The 22,725-nt window shown below is 53.6% G+C and carries 30 protein-coding genes; 17 read left to right on the top strand and 13 right to left on the bottom strand.

Annotated elements, in window-relative coordinates; all coding sequences use genetic code 11:
- Window positions 1-35: 35 nt before the first annotated feature.
- The gene (gene rlmE / locus AX755_RS22120; RefSeq protein ID WP_003861812.1) at window positions 36-662 is read right to left on the bottom strand and encodes a 23S rRNA (uridine(2552)-2'-O)-methyltransferase RlmE; all 627 of its coding nucleotides are present in this window, start codon (window positions 660-662) and stop codon (window positions 36-38) included.
- A gap of 127 nt (window positions 663-789) precedes the next feature.
- Between rlmE and yhbY the strand changes: the two genes are divergently transcribed.
- Window positions 790-1,083 (top strand): ribosome assembly RNA-binding protein YhbY, encoded by a 294-nt coding sequence (gene yhbY / locus AX755_RS22115; RefSeq protein WP_014833438.1) that lies wholly within the window; start codon window positions 790-792, stop codon window positions 1,081-1,083.
- Window positions 1,084-1,234: 151 nt separating this feature from the next.
- Here the strand turns inward: yhbY and greA are convergent, their stop codons facing one another.
- Window positions 1,235-1,711 carry a transcription elongation factor GreA gene (gene greA / locus AX755_RS22110; RefSeq protein WP_013098923.1) on the bottom strand — a complete coding sequence of 159 codons (477 nt, stop codon included), beginning with the start codon at window positions 1,709-1,711 and terminating at the stop codon, window positions 1,235-1,237.
- 227 nt (window positions 1,712-1,938) lie between these two features.
- Here greA and dacB point away from each other — a divergent pair, with 227 nt between their 5' ends.
- The 3 genes from dacB to pmrB are packed head-to-tail and all read left to right on the top strand — an operon-like array spanning window position 1,939 to window position 5,077.
- Complete coding sequence (dacB, locus tag AX755_RS22105) at window positions 1,939-3,372, top strand: serine-type D-Ala-D-Ala carboxypeptidase (RefSeq protein WP_047351805.1); 1,434 nt, start codon at window positions 1,939-1,941, stop codon at window positions 3,370-3,372.
- A gap of 2 nt (window positions 3,373-3,374) precedes the next feature.
- Window positions 3,375-4,037 carry a two-component system response regulator PmrA gene (gene pmrA, locus AX755_RS22100; RefSeq protein WP_058651422.1) on the top strand — a complete coding sequence of 221 codons (663 nt, stop codon included), beginning with the start codon at window positions 3,375-3,377 and terminating at the stop codon, window positions 4,035-4,037.
- Window positions 4,034-5,077: a two-component system sensor histidine kinase PmrB gene (pmrB, locus tag AX755_RS22095; RefSeq protein ID WP_023622309.1), complete on the top strand. Its 1,044-nt coding sequence runs from the start codon at window positions 4,034-4,036 to the stop codon at window positions 5,075-5,077. The genes pmrA and pmrB overlap by 4 nt, the downstream gene beginning before the upstream one ends.
- A gap of 38 nt (window positions 5,078-5,115) precedes the next feature.
- Here the strand turns inward: pmrB and cgtA are convergent, their stop codons facing one another.
- The 4 genes from cgtA to rplU form a co-directional block, all read right to left on the bottom strand.
- Window positions 5,116-6,288, bottom strand: coding sequence for an Obg family GTPase CgtA (cgtA, locus tag AX755_RS22090; RefSeq protein ID WP_013098927.1), 1,173 nt, complete (start codon window positions 6,286-6,288; stop codon window positions 5,116-5,118).
- Window positions 6,285-7,259: a DMT family transporter gene (locus AX755_RS22085; protein WP_040021935.1), complete on the bottom strand. Its 975-nt coding sequence runs from the start codon at window positions 7,257-7,259 to the stop codon at window positions 6,285-6,287. Before AX755_RS22085 ends, cgtA begins: the two co-directional genes overlap by 4 nt.
- 96 nt (window positions 7,260-7,355) lie before the next feature.
- Complete coding sequence (rpmA, locus tag AX755_RS22080; RefSeq protein WP_004385076.1) at window positions 7,356-7,613, bottom strand: 50S ribosomal protein L27; 258 nt, start codon at window positions 7,611-7,613, stop codon at window positions 7,356-7,358.
- Between the two features lie 19 nt (window positions 7,614-7,632).
- Complete coding sequence (rplU, locus tag AX755_RS22075; RefSeq protein WP_003025032.1) at window positions 7,633-7,944, bottom strand: 50S ribosomal protein L21; 312 nt, start codon at window positions 7,942-7,944, stop codon at window positions 7,633-7,635.
- Window positions 7,945-8,201: 257 nt separating this feature from the next.
- On the opposite strand from rplU, the gene ispB reads away from it, so the two are divergent.
- Both ispB and sfsB read left to right on the top strand, forming a co-directional pair.
- Window positions 8,202-9,173 carry an octaprenyl diphosphate synthase gene (gene ispB / locus AX755_RS22070; RefSeq protein ID WP_013098929.1) on the top strand — a complete coding sequence of 324 codons (972 nt, stop codon included), beginning with the start codon at window positions 8,202-8,204 and terminating at the stop codon, window positions 9,171-9,173.
- Between the two features lie 228 nt (window positions 9,174-9,401).
- Window positions 9,402-9,689, top strand: coding sequence for a DNA-binding transcriptional regulator SfsB (sfsB, locus tag AX755_RS22065; protein WP_013098930.1), 288 nt, complete (start codon window positions 9,402-9,404; stop codon window positions 9,687-9,689).
- A gap of 63 nt (window positions 9,690-9,752) precedes the next feature.
- Here sfsB and murA read toward each other — a convergent pair whose 3' ends face one another.
- The 7 genes from murA to mlaF all read right to left on the bottom strand — a co-directional run bounded on the left by murA (window position 9,753) and on the right by mlaF (window position 14,546).
- Window positions 9,753-11,012 (bottom strand): UDP-N-acetylglucosamine 1-carboxyvinyltransferase, encoded by a 1,260-nt coding sequence (gene murA / locus AX755_RS22060; RefSeq protein WP_013098931.1) that lies wholly within the window; start codon window positions 11,010-11,012, stop codon window positions 9,753-9,755.
- A gap of 50 nt (window positions 11,013-11,062) precedes the next feature.
- Window positions 11,063-11,317, bottom strand: a complete 255-nt coding sequence (gene ibaG, locus AX755_RS22055; RefSeq protein WP_008501458.1) for a BolA family iron metabolism protein IbaG — start codon at window positions 11,315-11,317, stop codon at window positions 11,063-11,065.
- Window positions 11,318-11,443: 126 nt separating this feature from the next.
- Window positions 11,444-11,737, bottom strand: coding sequence for a lipid asymmetry maintenance protein MlaB (gene mlaB / locus AX755_RS22050; protein ID WP_013098932.1), 294 nt, complete (start codon window positions 11,735-11,737; stop codon window positions 11,444-11,446).
- Window positions 11,737-12,372, bottom strand: a complete 636-nt coding sequence (gene mlaC, locus AX755_RS22045; RefSeq protein ID WP_062857458.1) for a phospholipid-binding protein MlaC — start codon at window positions 12,370-12,372, stop codon at window positions 11,737-11,739. Before mlaC ends, mlaB begins: the two co-directional genes overlap by 1 nt.
- 18 nt (window positions 12,373-12,390) lie before the next feature.
- Complete coding sequence (gene mlaD / locus AX755_RS22040; protein WP_013098934.1) at window positions 12,391-12,939, bottom strand: outer membrane lipid asymmetry maintenance protein MlaD; 549 nt, start codon at window positions 12,937-12,939, stop codon at window positions 12,391-12,393.
- A gap of 4 nt (window positions 12,940-12,943) precedes the next feature.
- Window positions 12,944-13,726 (bottom strand): lipid asymmetry maintenance ABC transporter permease subunit MlaE, encoded by a 783-nt coding sequence (gene mlaE / locus AX755_RS22035; RefSeq protein ID WP_010436044.1) that lies wholly within the window; start codon window positions 13,724-13,726, stop codon window positions 12,944-12,946.
- Between the two features lie 7 nt (window positions 13,727-13,733).
- Window positions 13,734-14,546 carry a phospholipid ABC transporter ATP-binding protein MlaF gene (mlaF, locus tag AX755_RS22030; RefSeq protein ID WP_020687352.1) on the bottom strand — a complete coding sequence of 271 codons (813 nt, stop codon included), beginning with the start codon at window positions 14,544-14,546 and terminating at the stop codon, window positions 13,734-13,736.
- Between the two features lie 228 nt (window positions 14,547-14,774).
- Between mlaF and AX755_RS22025 the strand changes: the two genes are divergently transcribed.
- From AX755_RS22025 to npr, 11 genes are all read left to right on the top strand, one after another.
- Window positions 14,775-15,752 (top strand): calcium/sodium antiporter, encoded by a 978-nt coding sequence (locus AX755_RS22025; RefSeq protein WP_058679447.1) that lies wholly within the window; start codon window positions 14,775-14,777, stop codon window positions 15,750-15,752.
- 13 nt (window positions 15,753-15,765) lie between these two features.
- Entirely contained in the window at window positions 15,766-16,752 is a 987-nt protein-coding gene (gene kdsD, locus AX755_RS22020; RefSeq protein WP_014833452.1) for an arabinose-5-phosphate isomerase KdsD, read from the top strand.
- 14 nt (window positions 16,753-16,766) lie between these two features.
- A complete protein-coding gene (kdsC, locus tag AX755_RS22015; RefSeq protein WP_029883391.1) occupies window positions 16,767-17,333 on the top strand; it encodes a 3-deoxy-manno-octulosonate-8-phosphatase KdsC in 567 nt (188 codons plus the stop codon).
- Entirely contained in the window at window positions 17,330-17,905 is a 576-nt protein-coding gene (gene lptC / locus AX755_RS22010; RefSeq protein WP_013098939.1) for an LPS export ABC transporter periplasmic protein LptC, read from the top strand. The genes kdsC and lptC overlap by 4 nt, the downstream gene beginning before the upstream one ends.
- Complete coding sequence (gene lptA / locus AX755_RS22005) at window positions 17,874-18,428, top strand: lipopolysaccharide ABC transporter substrate-binding protein LptA (protein WP_013098940.1); 555 nt, start codon at window positions 17,874-17,876, stop codon at window positions 18,426-18,428. The genes lptC and lptA overlap by 32 nt, the downstream gene beginning before the upstream one ends.
- A gap of 6 nt (window positions 18,429-18,434) precedes the next feature.
- The gene (lptB, locus tag AX755_RS22000) at window positions 18,435-19,160 is read left to right on the top strand and encodes an LPS export ABC transporter ATP-binding protein (protein WP_013098941.1); all 726 of its coding nucleotides are present in this window, start codon (window positions 18,435-18,437) and stop codon (window positions 19,158-19,160) included.
- A 47-nt stretch (window positions 19,161-19,207) separates the two neighbouring features.
- The gene (gene rpoN / locus AX755_RS21995; RefSeq protein ID WP_013098942.1) at window positions 19,208-20,641 is read left to right on the top strand and encodes an RNA polymerase factor sigma-54; all 1,434 of its coding nucleotides are present in this window, start codon (window positions 19,208-19,210) and stop codon (window positions 20,639-20,641) included.
- Between the two features lie 22 nt (window positions 20,642-20,663).
- Complete coding sequence (gene hpf / locus AX755_RS21990) at window positions 20,664-20,951, top strand: ribosome hibernation promoting factor (protein WP_013098943.1); 288 nt, start codon at window positions 20,664-20,666, stop codon at window positions 20,949-20,951.
- A gap of 82 nt (window positions 20,952-21,033) precedes the next feature.
- Window positions 21,034-21,525 carry a PTS IIA-like nitrogen regulatory protein PtsN gene (gene ptsN / locus AX755_RS21985; RefSeq protein ID WP_013098944.1) on the top strand — a complete coding sequence of 164 codons (492 nt, stop codon included), beginning with the start codon at window positions 21,034-21,036 and terminating at the stop codon, window positions 21,523-21,525.
- Between the two features lie 45 nt (window positions 21,526-21,570).
- Window positions 21,571-22,425, top strand: a complete 855-nt coding sequence (gene rapZ / locus AX755_RS21980) for an RNase adapter RapZ (RefSeq protein ID WP_013098945.1) — start codon at window positions 21,571-21,573, stop codon at window positions 22,423-22,425.
- On the top strand, window positions 22,422-22,694 hold the full coding sequence (gene npr / locus AX755_RS21975; RefSeq protein ID WP_003861872.1) for a PTS phosphocarrier protein NPr: 273 nt from the start codon (window positions 22,422-22,424) through the stop codon (window positions 22,692-22,694). The genes rapZ and npr overlap by 4 nt, the downstream gene beginning before the upstream one ends.
- Window positions 22,695-22,725: the final 31 nt, after the last annotated feature.

Below are 22,725 nucleotides of genomic sequence, written 5' to 3'. Positions count from 1 at the left end.
TGTCATTCAAACTTTCGTCTGAAATCTACCGGTTATCATTTTCGCCCGGTCGCTACAATATACACTTCACGGGAACGGGCCCGGGAAGAGTCCGGCTTACGAACTTTAACCTTCGCAAACAGGGAGCGAATTTCCTTAAGATACTCCTCGAAACCTTCGCCCTGAAACACCTTCACAACAAAACTACCACCAGGCGCTAGTACATCACGACACATTTCTAACGCTAGCTCCACCAGATACATGGCGCGGGGGATATCCACCGCCGGTGTTCCACACATATTTGGTGCCATATCCGACATGACAACCTGGACCTTACTGTCACCAACACGATCAAGTAACGCTTTCAGCACTAATTCATCACGAAAGTCGCCCTGAAGGAAGTCGACACCAACGATGGGATCCATTGGTAAAAGATCGCATGCGATGATGCGGCCCGTACCGCCAATCTGCGTTACCGCATACTGCGACCATCCGCCAGGTGCCGCACCGAGGTCAACCACCGTCATCCCCGGCTTAAAAAGTTTGTCACTTTGCTGTATTTCATCAAGTTTAAACCAGGCACGGGAACGCAACCCCTTTTTCTGTGCCTGTTGAACATATTTATCGCTAAAGTGTTCCTGAAGCCAGCGGCTGGAGCTGGCAGAACGCTTTTTACCTGTCATTTAACATTTCCGTCCTGGTTCATCGTTGCTTGCCTGTGACGTAAATTTCTACGCAGCTATTTGGCGATATAAGGGAGATGGCGGTAGAATGAACCGTTTTCAATCCCAACGTAAGCAAAAATATACGATGAATCTGAGTACTAAACAAAAACAGCACCTTAAAGGTCTGGCACATCCGCTCAAGCCTGTAGTCATGCTTGGCAACAATGGTTTGACCGAAGGGGTGCTTGCCGAGATTGAACAAGCGCTGGAACACCACGAGCTGATCAAGGTGAAAATTGCCTCTGAAGACAGAGACACGAAGAACTTGATCGTGGAAGCCATCGTGCGCGAAACCGGTGCCTGTAACGTGCAGGTCATCGGTAAAACGCTGGTGCTCTATCGCCCAACTAAAGAGCGTAAAATCTCGCTGCCACGCTAAGGATATCCTGAATTAAACACATTTTCTGTGTAAAACGAGGGATTTCTGTCAGCAGGTGAGCAAAATGCCATGCTCCTTGAGTTGATAAAAGGCCGCTATGCGGCCTTTTTCCTTTCTTTACAATGTATCAACATCTTCGTGGAGAGGCGAATTACAGGTACTCAACCTTAATAATTTCGTATTCCACTTCGCCACCCGGGGTACGGATGGTCACGACATCGTCCTGCTCTTTGCCAATCAGGCCGCGAGCAATCGGTGAGTTCACTGAAATCAGGTTCTGTTTGAAGTCTGCTTCATCGTCACCCACGATGCGGTAAGTCTGCTCTTCGTCAGTGTCCAGGTTCAGCACGCTAACGGTTGAACCAAAGATCACACGCCCATTGTTTGGCATTTTGGTGATATCGATAACCTGCGCATTGGACAGCTTAGCTTCGATATCTTTAATACGCCCTTCACAGAAACCCTGCTGCTCACGCGCCGCGTGGTATTCAGCGTTCTCTTTCAGGTCGCCATGCTCACGCGCTTCCGCGATAGCGGCGATGATTTCAGGGCGACGAACAGATTTCAGGAAATCCAGCTCTTCGCGCAGTTTTTCGGCACCACGTAAGGTCATCGGAATAGCTTGCATTTGTTATACCTCTTAAACATTCCTGTTGGGAGCAGTGTTCCCTGCCCCGGCCCTCATGAGCGGGCCAGAAGCAAAAAGAAAACCGACCCGGGAGCAACGCCCCAGGTCAGCAGCAATTTTCAATTTGATACGTATTTTACCGCGAAGTTCACTATGGGTCATCGTTTACTTTGCAGTGCCATGCACCGTAGTATGACGGTTTGTTTTCGGGTTGTTAGCGCGAGATTATGCGATTTTCCAGATTTATCATCGGATTGACTACCAGTATAACGTTCAGCGTTCAGGCCGCGAATGTTGATGAATACATTAATCAGCTCCCTGCCGGGGCCAACCTTGCTCTGATGGTGCAGAAGGTCGGCGCGCAGGCACCTGAGATTGACTACCACAGTCAACAAATGGCGCTGCCTGCCAGTACTCAGAAGGTGATCACTGCGCTCGCTGCCCTGCTTCAGCTTGGTCCTGACTTCCGTTTTACCACGACTCTTGAGACTAAAGGAGAGGTTAAAGACGGTGAGCTGAAAGGCGATCTTATTGCCCGTTTTGGCGGTGACCCCACCTTCAAACGTCAGGATATCCGCAACATGGTGGCGGTGCTGAAAAAATCTGGCGTGCAGAAGATCGATGGTAACGTGTTGATCGACACCTCCATCTTTGCCAGCCACGATAAAGCGCCGGGCTGGCCGTGGAACGACATGACGCAGTGCTTTAGCGCACCACCATCGGCAGCGATTGTTGATCGTAACTGCTTCTCGATTTCGCTTTACAGCGCGCCAAAACCGGACGATTTAGCGTTTATTCGCGTGGCGTCTTACTACCCGGTCACCATGTTTAGCCAGGTCCGAACGCTGGCAAAAGGCTCCCCGGATGCGCAATATTGCGAACTCGATGTGGTGCCCGGCGACCTTAACCGCTTCACGCTTACCGGTTGCCTGACGCAACGCGCCGATCCCCTCCCGCTGGCCTTCGCCATCCAGGATGGTGCAAGCTACGCGGGCGCAATTCTCAAGGACGAACTGAAACAGGCTGGGATCACCTATACCGGTACCCTGCTCCGCCAGACGCAGGTTAATCAACCCGGCACGGTTATCGCCAGCAAACAGTCTGCACCGTTGCACGATTTGCTAAGGATCATGCTGAAGAAGTCTGACAATATGATCGCCGACACCGTGTTCCGCATGATTGGTCACGCGCGTTTTGGCGTTCCGGGAACCTGGCGTGCGGGTTCCGACGCTGTGCGTCAGATCCTTCGTCAGCAGGCGGGGATCGATTTGGGCAATACTATCGCTGTCGATGGCTCTGGGTTATCGCGACACAATTTGATCTCCCCGGCGACCATGATGCAAGTGCTTCAGTACATTGCACAACATGACACTGAGCTAAACTTTATTTCGATGCTGCCACTTGCCGGGCATGACGGTTCACTTCAGTACCGGGCCGGTCTTCACGCTGCCGGTGTGGACGGTAAGGTATCAGCCAAAACAGGTTCACTGCAGGGTGTTTACAACCTTGCAGGCTTCATCACCACCGCCAGCGGGCAGCGTCTGGCATTCGTGCAGTATCTTTCCGGCTATGCCGTCGAACCGGCCGACCAGCGCAATCGCCGTATCCCGCTGGTGCGCTTCGAAAGCAGGCTTTATAAGGACATCTACCAGAATAACTAGCGATGAAACTACTTATAGTTGAAGACGATCTGTTATTACAGGAAGGGCTGGCGCTGGCGCTGTCCAATGAAGGCTATGCCCTCGACTGCGCCGCCACGGCGGCAGAGGCGGATGCCCTGATCCAGAGCGGTGAATACAGTCTGGTGATCCTCGATCTGGGCCTCCCGGATAAAGACGGGGCCACGTTGTTAAGCCAGTGGCGGCGTCGCGGTGCCGACAACCCGGTGTTGATCCTGACGGCGCGCGATGCCATCGAAGATCGTATCAACGGCCTGGATTCCGGCGCGGATGATTATCTGGTGAAGCCGTTTGCCCTTGCAGAGCTACAGGCGCGCGTGCGGGCGTTAATTCGCCGCTATCAGGGGCACAGTGATAACTTACTGACCGACGGTGATATTACGCTGAATCTGCAAACTCAGCAGGTGCTGTGCCAGTCTCTGCCTGTTGAGGTCACACCGAAAGAGTTCGCCCTGCTTACGCGTCTGATCATGCGTAGCGGGCAGACGGTACACCGTGAAACCCTCCAGCAGGATATCTACTCCTGGCAGGACGATCCGGGATCAAATACCCTTGAAGTCCACATTCACAATTTGCGACGCAAACTTGGCAAAGACCGGATAAAAACCGTTCGTGGCGTTGGTTATCGTCTGGAGAGACAGAAATGAACAGCATGCGTCGGCGATTAATGGTTTTGCTGGCGGTGATCCTGTTATTTTTCCAGTTGATAAGCGTGATCTGGCTGTGGCATGAAAGCCGCGAACAGATTGGCTTTCTGGTCAATGAAACGCTGTCTGCAAAGGCACGTAACAACCATGTCGAAAAAGAGATCCGCGAAGCGATTGCCTCGCTGCTGGTCCCTTCCCTGGTGATGGTCGGTTTTACCCTGCTCTTCTCCTTCTGGGCAGTCACCTGGATAACTCGTCCGCTGAATCAGCTGCGGGCCAGTCTGGCGAATCGTTCGGCGGACAACCTCACTCCGCTGCCCATGTATTCAGATATGGAAGAGATTGGCGCCGTCACAACCTCTCTTAACCAATTGCTCGCCAGGCTTGATCACACCATACAACAGGAAAGGCTCTTTACCGCCGATGCCGCGCATGAACTGCGAACCCCACTCGCCGGGATCAGGTTGCATCTGGAACTGATGGCACAGTCAGGTTCGCCACAGGCTTCAGCATTAATCAGCCGTATCGATCAACTCATGCATACCATTGAACAGCTGCTGATGCTGGCGCGGGCCGGGCAGGCAATGGCGAGCGGCCACTACGAGACGGTAAACTGGACAGACAATATCATCACCCCGCTTGGCCTTGAGCATGAAGCCAAAGAACATACAGTGATATGGCCGGCCAAAAGTCCGCTAACGGTGCAGGGGGACGCGGTGCTTCTGCGACTCATGCTGCGTAACCTGCTGGAGAATGCCGGGCGCTATAGCCCCGCAGGGACCACTATCACAGTGACATTGACCGCACAGGACGACGGTACGCGGGTCAGCGTAATCGATCAGGGTCCCGGTATTGATGAAGCACACCGGCAGTCGATTACCGAGCCGTTCCGTCGTCTCGATCAGCGCTACGGTGGCAGTGGCCTGGGTCTGAGCATTGTGCAACGCATTGTGCAGCTTCACCACGGAAAGCTGACGCTGGAGAATGCCGCAGAAGGCGGTCTCATTGCCAGTTGCTGGCTGCCTTCAACGTTAGAATAAAAAAAAGCCCCTGTATCAACAGGGGCCTTATCGGGTCATTAGTGCTTGTAGATGAACTCGACGCCTTCTTCGTCGTCTTCATCCCAGTCGTCGTCCCAGTCGTCTTCCTCTTCCGCTTCCAGCTCTTCAAGCTGTTGACGGTGGTAGTCATCCCACATGAATTCGACTTTTTCAGGCTGCTTCGCTTCTTCCGCCTGAACAACCGGGTTCTCGATGATAAAGGTCATCACATCCCAGCAGAGATCTTTCACGCCAACCTGGCTTGCCGCGGAGATCAGGTAGTATTTATCTTCCCACCCCATCGCTTCAGCAATGGCTTTCGCTTTTGCTTCCGCTTCGGCTTTATCCATCAGGTCAATCTTGTTAAAGACCAGCCAGCGCGGTTTGTTTGCCAGTTTCTCGCTGTATTTCTCCAGCTCGCCGACGATGATACGGGCATTTTCTACCGGATCGGACCCGTCGATCGGATCGATATCGATGAGGTGCAGCAGTACACGGCAGCGCTCAAGGTGTTTCAGGAAGCGGATACCCAGACCGGCACCTTCCGCTGCGCCTTCAATCAGACCCGGGATATCGGCAACCACAAAGCTCTTCTCGTTATCCATACGGACAACGCCCAGGCTTGGCACCAGCGTGGTAAACGGATAGTCCGCTACTTTTGGCTTAGCGGCAGAGACGGCGCGAATAAAGGTGGATTTACCAGCGTTTGGCATCCCCAGCATCCCCACATCGGCCAGCAGCATCAGCTCCAGTTGCAGGTCGCGCTTATCGCCCGGCGTACCCATTGTTTTCTGACGCGGCGTACGGTTGACGGAAGATTTGAAACGGCTGTTGCCCAGACCGTGCCACCCCCCTTTTGCAACCATCAGGCGCTGACCATGTTTGGTCATGTCGCCCATGGTCTCACCGGTACCCTGATCGATCACACGCGTACCCACCGGTACCTTAATGGTGACGTCTTTGCCACGTTTACCGGTACAGTCACGGCTCTGGCCGTTCTGGCCACGCTCAGCGCGGAAAGATTTTTCGAAACGGTAGTCGATCAGCGTGTTGAGGTTCTCATCCGCCTCCAGCCATACGTCACCGCCGTCGCCGCCGTCGCCGCCGTCAGGGCCACCACGAGGAATATATTTTTCACGGCGGAAGCTTACGCAACCGTTGCCGCCATCACCTGCCACGACCAGGATCGTCGCTTCATCAACAAACTTCATTTTACTCTCCGTAAATCATTCGCCTGAGCGGGGACCGCTTCATTTTTGCGCCAACGCCCCCAGAGACGATGACCAATGGCGGAATACATCGCGCCCGCAACCACGACAAACGCACCGAGATAGCCCAACAGGTTGAGCATCGGTCTGACGAAGACATCGGGCCAGGCCATTGATAACAAATCTGAAAATAACAGCGTAAACAGCGGAGTGAGCGTAATCAATGCGCTCACCTGTGCTGCCTGCCAGCGCGCCATTGCTTCGGCCAGCGCGCCATAACCGACCAGCGTATTCAGCCCACAAAATATGAGGCACGCCAGCTGCCAGTCACTAAGCTGGGTGATCACCCCCGGCTTCGCTAACGGCAATAATGCCATTGTACACAAAGTGTACAGCAAAAAGAGGATCTGCTGTGAGGCAAGACGACGCAATAACACCTTTTGCGCGACGCCATAGCTCACCCAAACCGTTGCTGCCCCCACACCGAAGATTACACCCCAGGTGTAATCGGTCAGGCGGGTAAAAATCTCTATCAGGCTGGTATTGAAGAACATTACCAGGCCACATAGCAGCATGCTCGCCCCGACGATCTGCGTACCGCGCATCTTCTCCTTGAGGATAACGACGCTGGCAACCATCATGCCGACCGGTGAAAGTTGACCAATCACTTGCGACGCCGTCGGGCTAAGATATTGCAGGGAAGAACTGAACAGAATGAAGTTACCAAACAGTCCCCCCGTCGCGATAGCCAGTAATACCAGCCAGCGCGGTTTACGGAAGAGACGCAGGGGCGGAAGCTTGCCTTTAACAGCAAGGATGGCCCCCAGGCCGATACTTGCCATCAGAAAGCGATAAAACACCACCGTAGGCGGTTCCATCACTTCCAGTACCTGCTTCATTGCAATTGGCAGCGCACCCCAGCACATTGCGGTTGTGAGCGCCAAAAGAATTCCAATGCCGGCCTGCTGCTTCATGCCCGTTTTCCCTACAGAAAAAATTACCGGGTTTCCAATGTAAAAAGCCCCGCAACAGGTTGCGGGGCTTTAATCCGTTACCGGACCGAGAAAACCTTACTCAGCAACGATGCTGATGTATTTACGGTTGTTCGGGCCTTTAACTTCAAATTTCACTTTACCGTCTGCTTTAGCAAACAGAGTGTGGTCACGACCGCAACCTACGTTGTTGCCAGCGTGGAATTTGGTACCACGTTGACGAACGATGATGCTACCCGCCAGAACGGATTCGCCACCGAAACGCTTAACGCCCAGGCGTTTAGCTTCTGAATCGCGACCGTTACGTGTGGAGCCGCCAGCCTTTTTATGTGCCATTTAAATCTCTCCTCAGGTCTTAGGCGCTGATGCCAGTAATTTTCACATCAGTGAACCACTGACGGTGGCCCTGCTGCTTACGGTAGTGTTTACGACGACGAAACTTAACGATTTTAACTTTCTCGCCACGACCGTGAGCAACAACTTCAGCTTTGATAACGCCGCCATCAACGAAAGGAACGCCGATTTTGACTTCTTCACCGTTTGCGATCATCAGAACTTCTGCGAACTCAACAGATTCGCCAGTTGCGATGTCCAGCTTTTCCAGGCGAACGGTCTGACCTTCGCTTACTCGGTGTTGTTTACCACCACTTTGGAAAACCGCGTACATATAAACTCCGCTTCCGCGCACATCCTCGTATGAATCAGAGTGCGCTATAAATATTCACAATAGGGCGCGAATATTACGCAAAACGCGAGCCTTTGACAAGTGCTACCATCAATACATGAAGAAAAAAAACACAACACGTACGGTAGCGTTTATCTGAGCCGTTTTTTCAGTACAATCAGCAATACTATTGATAAACCGAAACCCTTCGTTACCCCATTAAAGATGGGATAAACAGGATAAAAAGCCCGGCTTTTGCGATGAATTTAGAAAAAATCAACGAGTTAACCGCGCAAGATATGGCGGGTGTGAATGCAGCAATCCTGGAACAACTCAACTCTGATGTTCAGCTAATCAATCAGTTGGGCTATTACATCGTCAGCGGCGGCGGTAAACGTATTCGCCCGATGATTGCCATACTGGCCGCCAGAGCCGTGGGTTATCAGGGAAAGGCTCATGTCACTATCGCAGCACTGATCGAATTTATTCACACTGCGACGCTTCTGCATGATGATGTTGTGGATGAATCAGACATGCGTCGTGGCAAAGCCACGGCAAACGCCGCCTTCGGCAACGCAGCCAGCGTTCTGGTCGGTGATTTTATCTATACCCGTGCCTTCCAGATGATGACCAGCCTCGGCTCTCTGAAAGTGCTGGAAGTGATGTCTGAAGCCGTTAACGTGATCGCGGAAGGCGAAGTGCTGCAGCTGATGAACGTCAACGATCCTGACATCACCGAAGAAAATTACATGCGCGTAATCTACAGCAAAACCGCGCGCCTGTTTGAAGCCGCGGCGCAATGTTCCGGCATTCTGGCTGGCTGTACCGCTGCGCAGGAAAAAGGGCTGCAGGACTATGGCCGTTATCTGGGGACCGCATTCCAGCTCATTGACGATTTGCTGGACTACAGTGCTGATGGCGAAACGCTCGGCAAAAACGTCGGCGATGACCTCAACGAAGGTAAACCGACCCTGCCGCTGCTCCATGCCATGCACAACGGATCCGCTGACCAGGCGAAAATGATCCGTGAAGCGATTGAGCAGGGAAATGGTCGCCATCTACTGGAACCGGTACTGGAAACAATGGCCATCTGTGGCTCGCTGGAGTGGACGCGTCAGCGCGCTGAAGAAGAGGCGGATAAAGCCATCGCGGCACTGCAGGTCATTCCAGACAGCCCATGGCGCGATGCGCTAATCGGCCTTGCCCACATCGCCGTACAGCGCGATCGTTAACCTCTCGCTTCTCCCCGCGGCCTTCGCGGGGAGATTTCAATAAGTTCTTATAAATTCCATATTCGCGTAAAATCATCGGCTTACAGACCGCATGAATAAAGCCATGTCTTATTCTGAATATTCCTTCAAGTAACGCGAACTTTTTAGAGCCCGTGTTCAAAATGAGTATAGTAACCCCGTCGTTTCGGTAGAAATGACGTGGGTGATTACGAACACAAGGACAGCTTTATGGATATGAAATTTATCGACTGGCACTCAGCAGATATTATTGCTGCGCTGCGCAAAAAAGGAACATCGCTCGCCGCTGAATCACGTCGCAATGGATTGAGCTCATCAACGCTGGCAAATGCCCTGACTCGCCCCTGGCCAAAGGGTGAATTGATTATTGCATCGGCGCTGGAGACGCACCCGTGGGTCATTTGGCCCTCGCGTTACCACGATCCCATTACCCATGAGTTTATTGACAGAACACGCATGATTCGCCAGAAAAAAACCAGGAAAGAGCAACCGGCCTGACGCGCTTTTTTTGACAGGAACAGCAACCCCCCGGCCATCTCTGGCAGGGGGCTGCCGGAACGATTACTCGCCCTTCACACGCTCGATATTGGCACCCAGCGCGCGCAGTTTGTCTTCAATACGCTCGTAACCACGATCGATGTGGTAGATACGATCCACAACCGTCGTTCCTTCCGCGATACAACCCGCTAATACCAGGCTCGCAGACGCACGCAGATCGGTTGCCATAACCTGCGCACCGGAGAGCTTCTCAACACCGTGGCAAATCACCGTGTTACTTTCGATCTCTGCATGTGCGCCCATACGGATCAGCTCCGGTACGTGCATGAAGCGGTTCTCGAAGATAGTCTCGGTGATCACACCGGTACCTTCTGCCACCAGGTTCAGCAGCGTGAACTGAGCCTGCATATCGGTCGGGAATGCCGGATGCGGAGCCGTGCGAACGGTTACCGCTTTTGGACGTTTACCGTGCATATCAAGGCTGATCCAGTCTTCACCGGTTTCGATATCCGCACCCGCTTCACGCAGCTTCGCCAGCACCGCATCCAGGGTGTCAGGCTGCGCATTACGGCAAACAATCTTGCCGCCAGAAATGGCCGCAGCCACCAGGAAAGTCCCGGTTTCAATACGGTCTGGCAGAACGCGATACACACCGCCACCCAGACGCTCAACGCCTTCAATGGTGATGCGATCGGTACCCTGGCCAGAGATTTTTGCACCCAGCGCCACGAGGAAGTTGGCAGTATCCACAATTTCCGGCTCGCGCGCGGCGTTTTCGATAATGGTGGTACCTTCTGCCAGCGTTGCCGCGGACATAATGGTGACGGTTGCGCCAACGCTCACTTTGTCCATGACAATGTGCGCGCCTTTCAGGCGGCCATTTACGGACGCTTTAACGTAACCTTCTTCCAGTTTGATCTCCGCGCCCAGCTTCTCCAGACCGAAGATATGCAGGTCAACAGGACGCGCGCCAATGGCGCAACCACCAGGCAGTGACACCTGTCCCTGACCAAAACGCGCTACCAGCGGGCCAAGCGCCCAGATGGATGCACGCATGGTTTTCACCAGGTCGTACGGTGCTGAGAAGTTGTTCACGTTGCTGGCATCGATCCAGACGGAGCCATTACGCTCGACTTTCGTCCCCAACTGGGTGAGCAGCTTCATGGTGGTGTCGATATCTTTCAGCTTCGGTACGTTCTGAATTTCTACCGGCTCTTCCGCGAGCAGCGCAGCAAAGAGGATCGGCAGCGCGGCGTTTTTCGCGCCAGAAATTGTGACTTCGCCCTGGAGGCGCGTCGGCCCCTGTACACGAAATTTATCCATGGTGTGCTCTCTTATAAATTCAACCGTGCTGCGGGCGCATCGCCCACAGCTCAAAAACCGTTTAGTTTGCGATCGCGTGCCCACTCTTGCGGGGTGAACGCTTTAATCGACAGGGCGTGGATGCGGTTATCCGCAATATATTCCATCAGCGGCGCGTACACAGCCTGCTGTTTCTTCACACGGCTCATACCGTCGAACATCTCACCCACAGCAATAACCTGGAAGTGACTGCCATCGCCTGTGACGTGGGCTTCCTGAAGGGAGAGTGCATTCATCAGCACTGTCTGGATTTCATGATTTTCCATGGGTTCTTAATCATCTGATAGTGAAAACAAGCCCAACATCTTAGAGCAAAGTGGCGTTGTCTTAAACAAGCAAAAAGCCCCGACGATGAAACTGTCAGGGCTTTCAGAAGTAACGCACTGAAAATATTAATGCGGCAGTACGTCCTGAGGAAGATTGTAGAGCTGCGCCAGGGTGACGACATTATCGCTGGCCCCGTGAAGCGTCACAGTTGCCCCCTGCTTTTTCCCCACGGCAATGAGGTGGGCAAGCAGCGCCACCCCAGCCGTATCTACCCGCGTGACACCGCTCAAATCGATCAGCGTAACGCCCTGCATGGCGTCATGGCGTTTATCCCATAACGGGTTGAGCAGATCCTGATCGAGTTCACCGGACAGCTTTAATGTTTCGCCCTCACGCGACCAGCTCAGTTGCTGCGACATTACTTCTTCTCATCCAGGGTGATTTTCTGGCGAGAGATAGACTGCAGCTGGGCGGTCAGGCCATCAATGCCTTTGGTACGCAGCAGGTCGCTCCACTCATTCTGTTTAGTCGTGATCATGCTCACCCCTTCGGCGATCATGTCATACGCCTGCCAGTTGCCGGTCTGGCTGTTTTTACGCCACTGGAAATCCAGGCGAACCGGTGGACGACCGTTAGGATCGATGATCGTGACGCGAATAGGCACAATGGTGGCATCACCCAGCGGCTGTTCCGGTGCAATCTGGTAGGTCTGGCCGTGGTACATCGCCAGCGCCTGGCCGTAAGCCTGTTTCAGGTATTCACGGAAGGCAGCAAAGTAGGCTTCACGCTGCGCAGGGGTAGCGTCTTTGTAATAACGCCCCAGCACCAGCGCACCGGCATATTTGATCTGCACATACGGCAGCAGCTCCTGATCGACCACGTCACGCAGATAATCAGGATTAGAACGAATTTTAGGCTGTTCGTTTTTAAGACGATCGAAGGTTTTCTTCGCGGCTTCGTCCATCAGTTTGTACGGGTTGCTCTGATCCGCGGCGTGTGCTGCCGCGAGAGGGGCAATAACCAGCATGGCAACCATTAACAGTCGTTTAAACATGAATGACTTCTCCTGATATTAATTCGTCGTGCCAGGTGTCGGTGCGACGTTGGTATGATCTTCAGTCTGCGCAGGGGCAGCATCGGACTTTTTATCATCTCCCTTACTGTTGTAAAGGAACTGACCAATCATGTCCTCCAGCACCATCGCGGACTTGGTATCCTGGATGACGCTACCGTCTTTAAGGATAGTCGTTCCAAGCTCAGGATCTTCAAAGCCCACGTTCAGTGCCAGATATTGTTCGCCCAGCAGGCCGGAGGTGCGGATAGAAAGCGAGCTGGTATCCGGGATATGGTTGTAACGCTCTTCAATATCCATCGCCACGCGCGGCAGATAGGTTTTTTCATCAAGCGTAATGTCAGCCACACGGCCAATAACCACACCGCCAATACGCACAGGAGAGCGCGCCTTCAGCCCTCCGATATTATCGAAAGTGGCATAGATGCGATAAGTCGGTTCGGTACGCACTGAGGTGATATCCGCCGCTCTCAGGCAGATAAACAGTGCGGCAAGCAGTGCCAGCAACAGGAACACGCCGACCCAAATTTCATTTTTTCTCGTTTGCATGAACTCAATTCCCAAACATCAGTGCGGTGAGCACAAAATCCAGACCCAATACGGCCAGCGACGAATGTACGACAGTACGTGTAGTTGCACGGCTAATGCCCGCCGACGTCGGGATGGCATCGTAACCATTAAATAACGCAATCCAGGTGACCGTAATGGCAAATACCACGCTTTTAATCAAACAGTTAACCAGATCCATTCGCAGATCGATGGCGTCCTGCATGGCAGACCAGAAGAAACCGGCATCAATCCCTTTCCAGTGAACGCCCACCAACGAACCGCCCCAGATACCGACGGCCACAAACAGGATAGTCAGCAACGGTAAGGAGATAACCCCTGCCCAGAAACGGGGTGAGATAACACGCCGCAACGGATCGACCGCCATCATTTCCATACTGGAAAGCTGCTCGGTGGCACGCATCAGACCAATCTCTGCGGTGAGTGCCGACCCCGCGCGTCCGGCAAACAGCAGTGCCGCCACCACCGGCCCCAGTTCACGCAGCAGCGAAAGCGCCACCAGCATGCCGAGGCTGGTTTCCGCGCTGTAGGTCGTCAGAACAAGGTAGCCCTGCAGCCCCAGCACCATGCCGATAAACAGACCGGACACAATGATGATGAGCATCGACAGCACGCCGACGTTATAGAGTTGCCGTACCAGTAAAGGCGCGTGCTTGCGGAACTCCGGCTTGCCGACCAGCGCGTTGAACAACATCAATCCGGCGCGCCCGAACGTCCTGATGGTTTTTATGCCACGGTGTCCAAGAGCGGCCAACGCATTTAACAGCATGAGTGGCTTAACTCCCTATTCCCAATAAATCGTCACGATAGTCGCCCGCAGGGTAGCGGAACGGCACAGGCCCATCCGCAATACCGTCGAGGAACTGCCGTACTCGCGGATCGCAGTTTTCCTGCAACGCCTGGGCGCTGCCGTGCGCGACGATCCTTTTGTCTGCCACAATGTAGGCATAGTCGGCAATACTCAACACTTCCGGCACATCGTGAGACACCACAATGCAGGTGACGCCGAGCGCGCTGTTCAATTCAGAGATGAGCTTCACCAGCACGCCCATCGTAATTGGATCCTGTCCGACAAACGGTTCGTCGAACATGATTAAATCGGGTTCCAGCGCAATGGCTCTCGCCAGCGCGGCGCGACGCGCCATACCACCAGACAGCTCTGACGGCATCAGCTTTGCGGCGCCACGCAGCCCTACCGCCTCCAGCTTCATCATTACCGTGCTTTTCAGCAGCTCTGGCGGAAGCTGCGTATGCTCGCGCAGCGGATAGGCGACATTATCAAAGACGTTCATGTCGGTGAACAAGGCCCCCGACTGAAAGAGCATGCTCATCCGCTTGCGCACAGTATACAGGCGCGACCGCGACATCTCCGGTACGTTTTCGCCGTCGAAGAGGATTTCACCGCTATCGGGTGGGATCTGCCCACCGATAAGTCGCAGCAGGGTCGTTTTACCGATCCCGGACGGTCCCATGATGGCTGTGATTTTGCCACGCGGCACGGTCAACGAAATATCATCAAATATCAATCTGTTGCCGCGAGAAAAGCTCACCCCACGGACATCGACTAAATTCGCCATCGTTTGGCTCATTTACGGTTCCTTTCTTACCCTGCTTCATGCGAAGCGTGAAGCTTAAATCAGCCCTAAACCCCACATTTTTACAGAATATTAGCCGTAGAGGTTAGCGAAAGCTGGCATTTGTTTTACTTTTCCGGCGCATAAAGTCAAAATTAGGAATTCGTTACGTCTTAGGCTGTATGCAGCGCTAACAATTCCCGCGCGGTGGACCGGCGAGTATACCTGAAGAAAGGACTTTTGATGCTTTTAGCAACAGCACTGTTAATAATTGGTTTACTTTTGGTGGTCTACAGTGCTGACCGTTTGGTGTTTGCTGCATCGATCCTGTGCCGCCTCACTGGCGTCCCCCCTGTTGTCATCGGGATGACCGTGGTCAGTGTTGGAACCTCCCTGCCTGAAATCATCGTCTCTGTGACGGCATCGCTGCATGGTCAGATAGACCTTGCTGTTGGCACCGCGATTGGCTCTAACATCGTCAATATTCTGCTTATTCTGGGCCTGGCCGCGCTGCTCCATCCATTTCGCGTGCATTCTGATGTTCTGCGCCGGGAATTGCCGCTAATGTTGATCGTAAGCCTGTTGGCAGGATGCGTATTTTACGATGGCGTTCTGAGCTACAGTGACGGCATTTTCTTGCTGGCGCTGGCGGTCATCTGGCTGCTCTATAGTGTTAACATTGCCCGCCTGGCGGAAAAACAGGGTCAGGACAGTCTGACGCGTGAGCAGGTCGCCGAGCTACCGCGTGAAGGTACGCTGCCTGTTGCACTGCTCTGGCTGGGTGTCGCGTTGATCATTATGCCCATGGCAACACGGATGGTCGTGGATAACGCGACGGTACTGGCGAATTATTTCGCCATGAGCGAACTGACCATTGGCCTGACCGTGATCGCCATCGGCACCAGCCTGCCGGAGCTGGCCACGGCCATTGCCGGGGCACGTAAAGGTGAAGATGACATCGCCATCGGCAATATTATCGGCTCGAACATCTTCAATATTGCCATCGTCTTGGGCCTGCCAGCCCTGATAACGCCCGGGCCGTTTAACCCGCTGGCCTTCTCACGTGATTACGGGGTGATGTTGCTGGTGAGCGTTATCTTTGCCCTGCTCTGCTGGCGGCGGCAACGACAGATCGGCAAAGGCGCAGGCGCGCTGCTGACGGGTGGATTTATCGTATGGATGGCGATGCTGTACTGGCTTTCGCCTCTTCTCTCTGGGTAAACGGAAACGCATTATGTCGCAAATAGAATTGCAGCCGGGTTTTGACTTTCAGAAAGCAGGCAAAGACGTTCTGGAGATTGAACGTGAAGGTCTGGCGCAGTTAGATCAGTACATTAATCAGGATTTTAGTCTCGCCTGTGAGAAGATGTTCTACTGTGCCGGTAAAGTCGTGGTAATGGGGATGGGCAAGTCCGGCCACATTGGCCGCAAAATGGCCGCCACTTTCGCCAGCACCGGCACCTCCTCCTTCTTTGTACATCCAGGAGAAGCGGCACACGGCGATCTGGGCATGGTGACGCCGCAGGATGTCGTCATTGCGCTGTCAAACTCCGGGGAGTCCAACGAGATCCTGGCACTGATACCGGTTCTGAAGCGGCTGCAGGTCCCGCTCATTTGCATGACAAGCCGCCCGGAAAGCAGCATGGCACGTGCGGCGGATATTCACCTGTGCGTCAAAGTGCCGAAAGAGGCCTGCCCACTGGGTCTCGCGCCAACATCCAGCACCACCGCGGCGCTGGTGATGGGCGACGCGCTTGCCGTTGCGCTCCTTGAAGCCCGCGGTTTTACCCCTGAAGATTTCGCGCTTTCCCATCCTGGCGGTGCGCTGGGTCGGAAACTGCTGCTGCGGGTTAACGATATTATGCATACTGGCGATGAGATCCCTCACGTCAGTAAAGAGGCCTCTCTGCGTGATGCGCTGCTGGAAATCACCCGTAAAAACCTGGGCATGACGGTGGTGTGTGACGATCTGATGAAGATCGAAGGGATTTTCACCGACGGTGACCTGCGTCGCGTGTTCGACATGGGCGTGGATGTTCGCACGCTGGGTATTGCCGATGTGATGACGCCCGGCGGGATTCGCGTTCGCCCGGGCACGCTGGCGGTGGATGTACTGAACCTGATGCAGTCCCGACATATCACCTCAGTGATGGTTGCCGATGGCGACCAATTGCTGGGTGTGGTACATATGCATGATCTGCTGCGCGCAGGCGTAGTGTAATGAAGGATAAGACAATGAGTAATGCGGGTGCATCCCTTGCAACCTGTTATGGTCCGGTCAGTGCCCACGTGATGGCAAAGGCAGAAAATATTCGCCTGCTGATTCTGGATGTGGACGGCGTACTGTCCGATGGCCTGATTTACATGGGCAATAATGGTGAAGAGCTGAAAGCGTTCAACGTTCGCGATGGCTACGGTATTCGTTGTGCGCTCACATCGGGTATCGAGGTTGCCATCATCACCGGGCGAAAAGCTAAACTGGTAGAAGATCGCTGTGAAACGTTGGGCATTACCCATCTGTATCAGGGACAGTCCGATAAGATGGCTGCTTTCAATGATTTACTGGGTAAACTGTCTATCGCGCCAGAACATGTGGCCTATGTCGGGGACGACCTGATCGACTGGCCGGTAATGGCCGAGATTGGCCTGAGTGTCGCGGTTGCGGATGCGCATCCGCTGCTGATCCCGCGGGCTGATTATGTTACCCACATCAACGGTGGCCGTGGTGCCGTACGTGAAGTCTGCGATCTGCTTCTGCTGGCGCAGGGCAAGCTTGATGAGGCCAAAGGGCAATCGATATGAGTAAAACCAGACGTTGGGTTATCATTCTGCTTTCGCTTGTCGCACTGATACTGATTGGCGTGAACCTTGCCGATCGTGACGATACGCAAACGGAAGTGATCAACAATAACGATCCAACCTATAAAAGCGATCACAGTGATACCGTAGTCTATAGCCCGGAAGGTGCGCTGAACTATCGCCTGATTGCCCAGCACGTTGAATATTTTTCAGATGACGGTATTTCGTGGTTTACCCAGCCGGTCATGACGACGTTTGATAAGGACAAAGTGCCGACGTGGTCGATTAAGTCTGACCGGGCAAAACTGACGAATGACCGTATGCTTTATCTTTATGGCCATGTTGAAGTCAACGCCCTGACCGCTGACTCACAACTGCGCAAAATTACGACAGATAATGCCCAGATCAACCTGGTTACTCAGGATGTGACGTCGCAGGATCTGGTCACTCTGTACGGCACAACATTTAATTCCAGCGGTTTAAGAATGCGCGGGAACTTACGCAGCAAAAACGCCGAGCTGATTGAAAAGGTTAGAACCTCCTATGAAATTCAAAACAAACAAACTCAGCCTTAAAGTAATTATCGCCAGTGCGATGCTGGCGGCCAGTCTTCCCGCGCTTGCTGTTACTGGCGATACCGAACAGCCGATCCATATCGAGTCCGATACGCAGTCTCTTGATATGCAGGGTAATGTCGTTACCTTTACCGGCAACGTGGTCATGACCCAGGGCACCATCAAGATTAACGCCGATAAGGTGGTCGTTACCCGTCCAGGTGGCGAACAGGGCAAAGAGATCATTGATGGCTACGGCAACCCGGCTACGTTCTACCAGATGCAGGACAACGGCAAGCCAGTGAAGGGCCATGCCAGCCACATGCATTATGAACTGGCGAAAGATCTGGTCATCCTTACCGGTAACGCCTATCTGGAACAGCTCGACAGCAATATCACCGGCGATAAGATCACCTATCTGGTGAAAGAGCAAAAAATGCAGGCCTCCAGCGAGAAAGGCAAACGCGTCACCACCGTGTTAGTGCCGTCTCAGCTGCAGGACAAAGGCAAGGGCCAGGCCCCGGCACAGAAGAAGAGTAACTAATTCGTTATGGCAACATTAACTGCAAAAAATCTCGCGAAGGCCTATAAGGGCCGCCGTGTCGTGGAAGATGTCAGTCTGACCGTCAACTCCGGCGAAATTGTAGGCCTGCTTGGTCCAAACGGTGCAGGTAAAACCACGACCTTCTACATGGTCGTGGGTATTGTCCCACGCGATGCCGGTAACATCATCATTGATGATGAAGACATCAGCCTTCTGCCACTGCATGCGCGCGCACGCCGTGGTATTGGCTACCTGCCGCAGGAAGCCTCCATTTTCCGTCGCCTGAGCGTCTTCGATAACCTGATGGCCGTTCTGCAAATTCGTGACGACCTGACCAGCGAACAGCGTCAGGATCGCGCCAACGAGCTGATGGAAGAGTTTCACATTGAGCACCTGCGCGATAGCCTCGGTCAGGCGCTGTCCGGGGGGGAACGCCGCCGTGTTGAAATTGCACGCGCGTTGGCAGCAAACCCGAAGTTCATCCTGCTGGATGAACCGTTTGCAGGCGTTGACCCCATCTCCGTTATCGACATTAAACGTATTATTGAGCATCTGCGCGACAGCGGTCTTGGCGTGTTGATTACTGACCACAACGTCCGTGAAACACTGGCCGTATGTGAACGTGCGTATATCGTGAGCCAGGGCAACCTGATCGCCCACGGCACGCCACAGCAGATCCTCGAAGATGATCATGTTAAGCGCGTCTATCTTGGGGAAGACTTCAGACTCTGATAGGGTAGAGGTAACGTAACGCCGAACCGGAGAAAAATGCTCTGAACATGAAGCAAGGTTTGCAATTAAGGCTCAGCCAACAACTGGCGATGACGCCGCAGTTACAGCAGGCGATTCGCCTGTTGCAACTGTCCACATTAGAACTCCAGCAGGAGCTCCAGCAAGCGCTGGACAGCAATCCGCTGCTGGAGCAAGCCGATCTTCATGACGAGGTAGACACTCAGCAATCACAGGACACGGAAGCCCTCGATACCGCCGATGCACTCGAACAAAAAGAGATGCCGGACGAGCTTCCGCTGGATGCCAGCTGGGATGAAATCTACACCGCCGGAACCCCTTCCGGCACGCGTGCAGACTACCAGGACGATGAGCTACCGGTCTATCAGGGTGAAACCACCCAGTCACTACAGGATTACCTGATGTGGCAGGTGGAGCTGACCCCTTTCTCCGATACCGATCGCGCGATTGCCACCTCCATCGTCGATGCCGTTGACGACACCGGCTATCTGACCGTCACGCTGGACGATATTCTGGAAAGCATGGGCGATGACGAGATTGAACTTGAAGAGATAGAAGCCGTTCTGAAGCGCATTCAGCGTTTCGACCCGGTGGGCGTAGCAGCGAAAGACCTGCGCGACTGTCTGCTGATCCAGCTTTCGCAGTTCAGCAAAGAGACGCCCTGGATCGATGAAGCCCGCTTAATCATCAGCGATCATCTGGATCTGCTGGCTAACCATGATTTCCGTACCCTGATGCGCGTTACGCGTCTGAAAGAAGAGGTGCTGAAAGAGGCGGTTAACCTGATTCAGTCGCTCGATCCTCGCCCCGGCCAGTCGATCCAGACCAGTGAGCCTGAATACGTCATACCTGACGTGCTGGTCAGAAAACACAACGGCCGCTGGGTCGTTGAACTCAATTCAGACAGCATTCCTCGCCTGCAAATCAATCAGCAATATGCCTCCATGTGCACCAGCGCGCGTAACGACGCTGACAACCAGTATATTCGTAGCAATCTGCAGGAAGCGCGTTGGTTAATCAAAAGCCTGGAGAGCCGCAATGATACGCTGTTGCGTGTGAGCCGCTGTATCGTCGAACAACAGCAGGCTTTCTTTGAGCAGGGCGAAGAGTATATGAAACCGATGGTGCTGGCGGATATCGCCCAGGCCGTCGAGATGCATGAATCAACGATTTCCCGCGTGACCACGCAGAAGTATCTGCACAGTCCTCGCGGTATATTTGAGCTTAAGTATTTCTTCTCCAGCCATGTGAATACCGAAGGCGGTGGCGAAGCCTCGTCAACGGCGATTCGTGCACTGGTGAAGAAGTTGATCGCCGCGGAGAACCCCGCGAAGCCACTGAGCGACAGTAAGTTAACCACCATGCTGTCCGACCAGGGTATTATGGTGGCACGTCGTACTGTTGCGAAGTATCGAGAGTCTTTATCCATTCCGCCGTCTAACCAGCGTAAACAGCTGGTCTGACACAACCGATAAGGAAGACACTATGCAGCTCAACATCACTGGACAAAACGTCGAAATTACTGAAGCTTTACGCGACTTTGTGAACACGAAATTCGCAAAACTCGAGCAGTATTTCGAAAGGATCAATCAGGTCTATATTGTGTTGAAAGTGGAGAAAGTGACTCATATCTCGGATGCAACCCTGCATGTCAATGGGGGCGAACTCCACGCCAGTGCGGAAGGGCAAGACATGTACGCTGCTATCGATGGCTTGATTGATAAGCTTGCAAGACAGCTCAATAAACATAAAGATAAACTGAAACAACACTAATTGTCCGGGCAGTTAACGGGTGCAGGAAGGCCTGTTGTGGAGCACAACAGGCCATTTGTACAGTTAGCGCTTAGGTGAAATTATGATGAACAACGATTCCGCTCTTCAATTGAGCAATGTCCTTAACCAGGAATGTACCCGCAGTGGCGTTCACTGCCAGAGCAAAAAACGTGCGCTGGAGATTATCAGTGAACTGGCCGCAAAACAGCTGGGCCTGCCACCGCAGGTCGTATTCGAAGCCATCCTGACCCGTGAAAAAATGGGCAGTACCGGTATCGGCAACGGCATTGCGATCCCGCATGGCAAACTGGAAGAGGACACCCTGCGTGCCGTCGGTGTGTTTGTGCAACTGGAAACGCCTATTGCCTTTGATGCCATCGATAACCAGCCCGTTGATCTCCTCTTCGCGCTGCTGGTTCCTGCCGATCAGACGAAAACCCATCTGCATACGCTTTCACTGGTCGCTAAACGCCTGGCCGATAAAACCATCTGCCGTCGACTGCGCTCAGCGCAAAGTGATGAAGAGCTTTATGAAATTATCACTGAAGCAGAAGGCAGTCAGGATGAGGCATAACCAGGAGATGGCCTTCAGATCTGTTGTCCTGAGGAGAAACGGAACATGGTGCTGATGATTGTCAGTGGCCGTTCAGGGTCGGGGAAATCCGTCGCCCTGCGCGCGCTGGAAGACATGGGTTTTTACTGCGTAGATAACCTGCCGGTGGTACTGCTGCCCGAGCTGGCACGCACCCTTGCAGACAGACAAATCTCTGCCGCCGTCAGCATCGACGTCCGTAACATGCCTGAATCGCCCGAAATCTTTGAACAGGCGATGAGCAACCTGCCGGACACCTTTTCACCTCAGCTGTTGTTCCTTGATGCGGACCGCAACACGCTGATCCGTCGCTACAGCGATACCCGTCGTTTGCACCCGCTTTCCAGCAAGAACCTCTCTCTGGAGAGCGCAATCGACGAAGAGAGCGACCTGCTGGAGCCCCTGCGCTCACGTGCCGATTTGATTGTCGACACCTCCGAAATGTCCGTTCACGAGCTGGCAGAAATGCTGCGTACCCGTTTACTGGGCAAACGCGAGCGTGAACTGACAATGGTGTTTGAGTCATTCGGCTTTAAGCACGGCATTCCTATCGATGCGGATTATGTTTTCGACGTGCGCTTCCTGCCAAACCCGCACTGGGATCCGAAACTGCGTCCAATGACCGGGCTGGATAAACCCGTCGCGGCGTTCCTCGACAGGCACACAGAAGTTCACAATTTTATCTACCAGACGCGAAGCTACCTTGAGCTATGGTTACCTATGCTGGAGACAAACAATCGTAGCTATCTGACGGTGGCGATTGGCTGTACCGGCGGTAAACATCGTTCGGTCTATATCGCCGAACAGCTGGCCGACTATTTCCGTTCACGCGGAAAGAACGTTCAGTCCCGTCATCGCACGCTGGAAAAACGTAAAACATGACCGTAAAGCAAACCGTTGAGATCACCAATAAGCTGGGCATGCACGCACGCCCGGCAATGAAGCTGTTTGAACTGATGCAGGGTTTCGATGCGGAAGTTCTGCTGCGAAATGATGAAGGGACCGAAGCGGAAGCAAACAGCGTCATTGCACTGCTGATGCTGGATTCCGCCAAAGGTCGCCAGATTGAAGTCGAAGCCACCGGCCCACAGGAAGAGGAAGCGCTGGCGGCGGTGATTGCGCTGTTTAACGCCGGGTTTGACGAGGATTAATTTCAGCCCCGCTGGCGGGTGGCGCTGCGCT

The organism is Enterobacter sp. SENG-6, assembly GCF_001605945.1.
In the GTDB taxonomy this organism is placed as follows: Bacteria; Pseudomonadota; Gammaproteobacteria; order Enterobacterales; family Enterobacteriaceae; genus Enterobacter; species Enterobacter cloacae.
This window is presented reverse-complemented; position numbering and strand designations above follow the sequence as displayed.